6 protein-coding genes are annotated in these 8,007 nt (G+C 34.3%); 2 read left to right on the top strand and 4 right to left on the bottom strand.

Annotated elements, in window-relative coordinates:
* Window positions 1–22: 22 nt before the first annotated feature.
* Both AC4AGG_RS14400 and AC4AGG_RS14395 read right to left on the bottom strand, forming a co-directional pair.
* A complete protein-coding gene (locus AC4AGG_RS14400) occupies window positions 23–1,426 on the bottom strand; it encodes an MFS transporter (RefSeq protein WP_489772713.1) in 1,404 nt (467 codons plus the stop codon).
* 134 nt (window positions 1,427–1,560) lie between these two features.
* Complete coding sequence (locus AC4AGG_RS14395; RefSeq protein ID WP_489772712.1) at window positions 1,561–3,870, bottom strand: TonB-dependent receptor; 2,310 nt, start codon at window positions 3,868–3,870, stop codon at window positions 1,561–1,563.
* 237 nt (window positions 3,871–4,107) lie between these two features.
* On the opposite strand from AC4AGG_RS14395, the gene AC4AGG_RS14390 reads away from it, so the two are divergent.
* A complete protein-coding gene (locus tag AC4AGG_RS14390) occupies window positions 4,108–5,073 on the top strand; it encodes a LacI family DNA-binding transcriptional regulator (RefSeq protein WP_489772711.1) in 966 nt (321 codons plus the stop codon).
* A gap of 74 nt (window positions 5,074–5,147) precedes the next feature.
* Here the strand turns inward: AC4AGG_RS14390 and AC4AGG_RS14385 are convergent, their stop codons facing one another.
* On the bottom strand, window positions 5,148–6,821 hold the full coding sequence (locus AC4AGG_RS14385) for a glutamine--tRNA ligase/YqeY domain fusion protein (RefSeq protein ID WP_489772710.1): 1,674 nt from the start codon (window positions 6,819–6,821) through the stop codon (window positions 5,148–5,150).
* Window positions 6,822–7,183: 362 nt separating this feature from the next.
* Here AC4AGG_RS14385 and AC4AGG_RS14380 point away from each other — a divergent pair, with 362 nt between their 5' ends.
* Window positions 7,184–7,576, top strand: coding sequence for a hypothetical protein (locus tag AC4AGG_RS14380; RefSeq protein ID WP_489772709.1), 393 nt, complete (start codon window positions 7,184–7,186; stop codon window positions 7,574–7,576).
* Between the two features lie 160 nt (window positions 7,577–7,736).
* Here AC4AGG_RS14380 and AC4AGG_RS14375 read toward each other — a convergent pair.
* Window positions 7,737–8,007, bottom strand: a 271-nt coding sequence (locus tag AC4AGG_RS14375; protein ID WP_489772708.1) for a hypothetical protein, incomplete at its 5' end; no start/stop codon positions are given.

Here is an 8,007-nt window from a genome sequence, read left to right as displayed (position 1 = left end):
TAAACAAAATGGATAAATTCATTTATTCAACCTGTTTTTTTACCTTCATAAAGGTTACGCTTATTGCTGCAAAGACGAAAAGAACGCCAGCCAAAACAATGGCATTTACAGGATTGCTATTGAGTAAATGTTTATAAATCGATCCAAAAGTTAATGTTTGTATCAACATAGGGATTACAATCATCATATTGATAATTCCCATATAGACTCCTCTTTTTTCCGAAGGAATACTTGGCGAAACAATAGAATAAGGAAGTCCCATAATTGCAGCCCAACCAATCCCAAAAAGAACCATTGGTAATAAAATAAGATATTGATCGTGTATGAACGGAAGTACAATCAATGCCAAAGCTGTACCCAATAAACAAACGACATGAACATTTTTAGTTGGAAATTTTTTAGCAAAATATACCAAAATCAACGCAGAAACCATCGTTACAAAGTTATAAGTCCCATTCATCAATCCTGTCTGACCTACCGCAGCTTCGACATGATGCGCAATATCTTGTGCCCAAGATAAATCAGTCGGCGATACAAATCCTCCGGATTTTGAAAGGTTGATGAGCGAAGTAGCTTTTTGTTCATCAGCTTCACTAATATTATAGATGGTTTTCTTTAACAAAGGTGAAATAAATTGCCAGTAGATAAATAAAGCATACCATTGAAATACATACACAAGTGCTAATTGCCACAATATTTTCGGCATTGTTTTTATCGCATCAAAAATATCAATAAAAGGCGTGAAGAAATTGCTGTTTTTCTTTAATTCCTCCAGTTCCTTTAATTCTTCTTCTGTAGGTGGAATTTCCGGCGTTTTGTAAACTGACCATACCACTGATGCAATAGAACAGAAAGACCCTAAGAAAAATGAATAATAAACCCAAGTCGGAATACCTCCAGTTTCGGAACTGCCACCCAAATATTTTTGGAAAACGAATAAAGATAAATTCGCTAAGGTAATCCCTGCTCCCACAAAAAGACTCTGCATTTGGAAGCCGAATGTTTGTTGATTTTCTGGAAGTTTGTCCCCAATAAAAGCTCTGTAAGGTTCCATTGCTGTATTGTTTGCAGCATCTAAAATCCAAAGCAATCCTGCAGCCATCCAAATGGATGAACTGAAAGGGAAGAAAAACAACGCCAAACTACAGAACAAAGCTCCAATTAAGAAATATGGCTTTCTACGTCCCCATTTTGGGCTCCAAGTTTTATCGCTCATTGCACCAATTAATGGTTGAATAAGCAAACCTGTTACAGGTCCTGCAAGGTTAAGAATTGGAAGCTGATCCGCATGTGCTCCCAAAAATGAATAAATAGGATTGACTGCTGTTTGTTGCAATCCAAAACTGTATTGAATACCGAAGAAACCGACATTCATATTCCAAATCTGCCAAAAACTGAGATTAGGAATTATTTTTTTTACGTTCATTATTGTTGAATTTTTTGATTGTTATTTGAGGCTACAATGGCGTGACTTTTCAGATTAAGTCTGATTTTAAGTCGCATATTGGGCAAATCTTTATATGATGTTTAAAGTGCAAACGTTCAATTGACTTTAATTTCTTAAAATTCATATTTTGCTCCAAATTGTACAATGAACGGACGTAGAAAATAACCAGTCATCCAAGTGTTGTTGAATTTAGCAGCTTCTTCCTGAGTAATTAATTCAGCACCTGCAATCATTCCAGTTGCACCAGTTTGATTCAAGAAATTAATGACACTTCCACTGACTGAAAAATGATTGTTGAATTTGTAATCCAATCCTGCGAAAGATTCAATTCTACCATTGAAATATAATGCATTACTCAAATTAGCGTACTGTTTTCCAAAATATCGGATACTTGCCCAGGCTTTTACTTTATCGTTATAGAAGGTATAACTTGGATCAAATTCAATAATAGTTCTTGAAATTCCGATTACGGTTTTATCACTGGCACTTACAGGATAACTTGATGTACCGAATTGCAGTACAGTTTCATAATTTTTATACTGCGGTTTTTGTAAAGTTAACAACAAGTGTAAATGGAAACCTTTGAAAGGATCAATTTCTGCAGTAGTTGTCCAACCTAAAGTTTGAATATTATAGTTAAATGCCGTTGTTTTGGACTCAGTATTATTTTGAGGGTTTGCTACATTGATTAAGGTGTAGAAATTACTTTTCTTGATTTGGGTAACCATTGAGGTCGCACTAATCCAATTGTTTCTATAGAAAACTCCACCTCTATAAAGATTTACGTTGATGGCTTTGTTTGCTGGATTTGAAAATGATGCATAATTGTCAATTGGCGGATGTTGTGCTGTTATGGTAGCATCAGCAGTTACGCCAAATTTATCTGTAATTTTGTAGTCTGCTTGTAAACTTACCGCATAATTAAGGTTGTTATTTTTAAATGGTTTTGGCTGTATTGTTCCACCTTCCAAAGCATTGTTACCAATGTAAAAATCATTGAATCTTTCGTAAGGAAGATTGTTTCCTTCAATATTGTAATACTCTAATCGACCACCGTAATTGATATTCAGTTTATTTGATGGTTTCCAATGATCCACAAAATAGAGTGCAGTTTTATTTTCATGACCGATATAATACTCGGATCCTGCAATATTGTAATTGAAATATTGAACTAAGCCTCCTGCTGGTGTTTCATGAACCAAAAACGCCGGGTAAGGTTCTACTGTAGTATCATACATCGTAGTATTGGAATGATAGTTAGCTTTATAAAACCATTCGTTTAAACCTAATTTAAGGTCGTGATTCCCATATTTTTTGGATAATTCGGAAGTGACAAAGAAATTATCAATATCTGCAATATGTTGATAAGCAATAGCTAATTGTTTTTTACCGGTGTATAGATTTCCGCTCAAATCGTAGTATACATTATCATTGTTACCACCTTGTTCAATACCGTTTTCTATAGTAGTAATTGTAGAAAAACCTCTTGCCACCTCACGACTTTTTGCTCTTAAATAACGAGCGTTGACGTTTAATTTCATTCCGTTATCAAAATTATATTCTGACAAAAGCGAAATATCATTCCCCTGATTATAATTGTTATTACGGAAATTGTCTTTATAAATATTTCCAGAAAGCAAATCCATATATTGTATTTCACCATTTCCAGGAACATAGCTGGAAGTTCCTAAATGAAAACCATTGGCTTCTGCAATACTACCGTCTCCTACATAAATGAAGGGTGCTTGAGAATCCATATTAACTGCTTTTCGAGACTCTATATATTTATAAATTAGCGAGATCTTACCTTTATTATTGTTGAATAATTTTGTAATCGCTCCTTTATACATTTGAGTTCTGTCGTAAAAATCAGTGAAGGTCCACTTTTGGGTACCAGGATCAAAAATCTGATACATACTTGCTGAATATTGCCAACCTTTTCCCATAGATCCAGTTGTATTAATATCAAATTGTTGCAATCCGTAATGATTTGCCGAATAATTAATTGTTCCTCTCTGTTTGTCTGATCCAACATGAGACTTAGAAGTTACAGAATAAGCAACATTACCTGTTGTTATCGCAGATTCTACAGGATTCATTAGTCCAATAGAAGCTAAGCTGGACTCACTTCTCCAGTTTGCTGATACATTGTATAGAACGGAAGAGTACACTGCGGGCATTCCGTTCTCATATACATTAACATAAGTAGAGGGAAGTCCGATCGGAATTTCTCTGGGCGCATTGGCGTCAGAAGCGTTTAGCATCACATTTCGATCTTCAGTTGTTTTTGCAATACCTTCAGGTTCTTTAAGATTCTTCTTTTTTGAAAGCGAATCCGAAGAACGTTCTTGAGCAGATAATACACAAACGATTCCCGTAAGTAAAAAAGTAACAAATTTTTTGGGTTTAATTAATGAATACATAACTTATTGATTTTCTGTCCTAAAGATATTCTGAAAGCATCTCAAAAAAAATAACTTTTATCATATATTAACTCAGTGTTAATTAGCAAACGTTTGCGCAATCGGTTGTAGTTGGTAAGTTTCTTGAAAAATTAACATTTTCTTAACAGTTCATTACCCAAAAACTATTCATTCATAGTGTTTGCACTCTCTTATTTTTTTAATAACTTCACCAAAAAACAAGTCGAACTGCTGAAAATGAAAAGAATAACGATAAAAGATATCGCAAAAATGCTCAATATTAGTACCTCAACTGTATCACGAGCATTGAAAGATCACCCCGACATTAGTTTATTAGTAAGGCAAAAAGTGAAGGAAACGGCAGAAGCTTTTAATTACGTCCCTGATCAGTTTGCTATTAATTTTAGGAAGAAATCTTCTAAAATCATTGGTCTTATTGTTCCTCGAATATCGATGTTTTTCGTTCCTTCTATTATAAAAGGCATTTCGGAAAAATTAACTTCAGAAAACTATAAGTTTTTCATTTTGTCTTCCGAGGAAAGTTTGGAACACGAGATAGAAAATTTAAAAATATGTTACAACTCTCATGTGGATGGTATCTTGATTTCTCTTACTTCAGAAAGTAGATCTTTGGATCACCTAAAAGAGTCCAATACAATGGACATTCCTTTGGTGATTTTTGACAAGAACCTGCATGAAAATTCAGACTATCCGTATATCATTTTTGATCATGCAAAATATGCACAGATGTGCGCTCAAAAATTTATAGAATCAGGAAGCAAAAATATCCTTGCCATCTATGGAAGCGAAAACCTTAAAATGACCCTCCAACGGAAAAAAGCATTTGAAGAAACTTTGGATAACAACTCTAACATTGCTTATTCGAGTATTTTTTGCAGTTCACCACAAATGGTTATCGATAAGCTTACAAGCGAAGTAGATCTTAATAAATTCGACGGCATTTTTGCGATGAGTGACGAAATTCTTGGTGGTCTCAGTTGTCACTTAAAGGAAAAGAAAGTAGATGAGAACGCATTCAAGATTGTCGCCATCAGTGAAGGGTCCCTACCAAAATATATGAACCCAAACTATGAATATGTTATAAATAACGGTTACAAAATGGGAATTGAAGCGACCGAATTACTTCTTGCTAAAATTCAAAAATTGTCAACCGTCAATGGATCAATGCAGTATCTAATTTGATTATTAGTTGCTACCAAAAACAGGGCTTACAAAATAAGCCCTGCAATGTTTTGTATTTATTATTGTCCCGAAATTTACTCTGGTTTGTAAGAATCTTTAAGAGTAACGGTTCTGTTAAAGACCATCTTGTCACCTTGAGAGTCTCTATCTTTAGTAAAATATCCAATACGTTGAAATTGTAATGGCTCACCCACCTCAACATCTTTGAGACTTGGTTCTGCATAGCCATTAACAACCTTAACCGAATTTGGATTCAAAAATTCAAGGAAATCAGTTTCCTTTTCTGCATCTGGTTGTTCAACTGTAAATAATCTATCATAAATTCTTACTTCAACAGGCGTTGCATGAGCTGCTGAAACCCAATGTAAAGTTCCTTTCACTTTACGAAGACTCTCTTCTGTTCCGCTTCCAGATTTGGACTTCTCATCATAAGTAGCATAGATGGTAGTAATTTCACCATTTTCATCTTTATCTACTCTTGTTGCTTTAATAATATATGCAGATTTCAGACGAACTTCATTTCCAATTGATAATCTAAAGAATTTCTTTGGAGCATCTTCCATGAAATCTTCTCTCTCAATCCACAACTCTCTTCCAAAAGGAATTTCACGAGTTCCCGCATTTTCATCTTCAGGATTATTCTCTGTTTCCAACCATTCTTCTTGTCCTTCAGGATAGTTTTCAATAACAAGTTTTACAGGATCAACCACTGCCATTACTCGTTTTGCTTTCTTGTTAAGATCTTCTCTTACAAAAAACTCTAAAAGCTGAACATCAATAAGGTTCTCCCTTTTGGTAACTCCTACTCTATCAATGAAATTCCTAATTGAAATTGGGGTAAAACCTTTTCTTCTCAATCCAGATATAGTGGGCATTCTTGGGTCATCCCATCCTGCAACGATTCCTTCGTTGACCAATCTCAACAATTTTCTTTTAGACGTAATCATGTAAGAAACATTCATTCGAGAGAACTCTCTTTGCTTGTTTCTAACTTTAGACTCGTCATAAACTTGGTCAAGATACCAATCATATAGCGGACGGTGATTTTCAAATTCTAACGAACATAAAGAATGAGAAATTTGCTCAATATAATCACTTTCACCGTGAGCCCAATCATACATTGGATAAATTTTCCATTTGTCTCCTGTCCTGTGATGCGGACGCTTCAAAATGCGATACATAACAGGGTCACGCATATTCATATTAGGAGAAGTCATATCAATTTTTGCTCTAAGTGACATTGCTCCTTCGTCAAACTCTCCGTTCTTCATTTTTTCAAAAAGTTCCAATGATTCTTCCACTGGACGATTTCTGAAAGGACTTTCGATTCCTACCTCAGTTGGATTTTTTCTTTGTTCTGTAATCACTTCGGAAGGCTGTTCATCAACATAGGCCTTACCATCTTTAATCATTTGGACCGCCCAATCGTATAATTGCTGAAAGTAATCTGACGCATACAATTCCTTATCCCATTTGAAGCCAAGCCACTCTACATCATTCTTAATAGAATCAACATACTCTTGCTCTTCTTTTTCAGGATTGGTATCATCAAAACGTAGGTTAACTGGTGCATTATATTGCTCACCTAGTCCAAAATTAATACAAATGGCTTTAGTATGTCCAATATGCAAATATCCATTAGGTTCTGGAGGAAAACGAAAACGAATATCCTCGCGATTTAGACCATTTTTGATATCTTCTTCAATAATTTGCTCAATAAAATTGAGCGATTTTCTTTCTTCTTCCATGATTTATAAAAACATTGACTTGCAAAGTTAGGGAAATTAAATAATTTTCTTTTGATTTTTTAAAAATCCCTTACACACAGTACCTTAGCACTACTAACTATCAAATTCTAAAATATTTTTTTCCAAAGAAAATACTTTTGGCATGATTATGGAAAGTAGCTGAATATCCCAAACATACCCATATATATCGGGTAACGGATGATGAGAAAGAATGAGAATCTGAAAAATTAGCTTTTTTCAGATTTTTTTTTATAATTTTACCACCTAAAATAACACATGAAATGCTGAAATTAAAAATAAGAAATACAATTTTTTTATTTCTTTTTTGTCCTACTCTCTTATTTTCGCAGTTTACGAAAATTATGGATAATAGTATTAAAAAGATTAATATTACTTTGTCTAAGGATGATCAAGAACGAATCAATAACGCTCCATCTTCCGAACTAGCCGTTCCCTTCAAAGAATTTGACATGAGTACGGCTCAAATAGACAAAAACGCCCTTACAATAGTTAATCCTAATCAAGCCAATCTTAGTTTTGCTATTGGTAACGATTACGAAATGAAAATTATTAACATTGATGCTCAACAAATCTGGAGCAAATATCTTGGAACTGACAACCGAATTAATTTTGTTATGAAAACGGACAAAAAGATTCTTTCTTATTGGATTATGAATAGGAAATGTTACTCCATTTTTTGGAACAAAAAAGAAAAATCTTGGGATCTCAAGGCTGAGGATTGTGAAAAGCACTAGCTAAAAGACGAAATGCAAAATCCAGGGCATAATACTGAAAAATAGTTGGATCTCGATAACTACTATCTACAAACTACTTGTACATTTGGACAATTGCATTCCTTTGTTTATTGGTTAAATTATATGAAATACCAAAAAACCAGCCAACCTTGTAACTATTTTACTTCAACATCTCTTCGGAAATGTAATTGGTATCAACAATTTCACCCACCTGATATTTTTCGTTAAGATGAGCTACCTGTCGGAATGAAGGTCCAGTTGTAAACACTACCTTATCTCTCTTACCCAAGAGAAGAGAAACACCAGTAAAAATAGAATTTATATCAAATTCCTCCACATTAAGGGAACCTCCAACAGAAAAAGCAAAAGAACCCATCCCACCATTTCTAAAACCCGCATGAAAAATCCCACCCAAATGGGGAATAAACTTA

It is taken from the genome of Chryseobacterium sp. CG10_8 (assembly GCF_058117085.1).
Note: the sequence above shows the minus strand (reverse complement) of the source record. Positions and strands in the feature narration are given on the sequence as shown.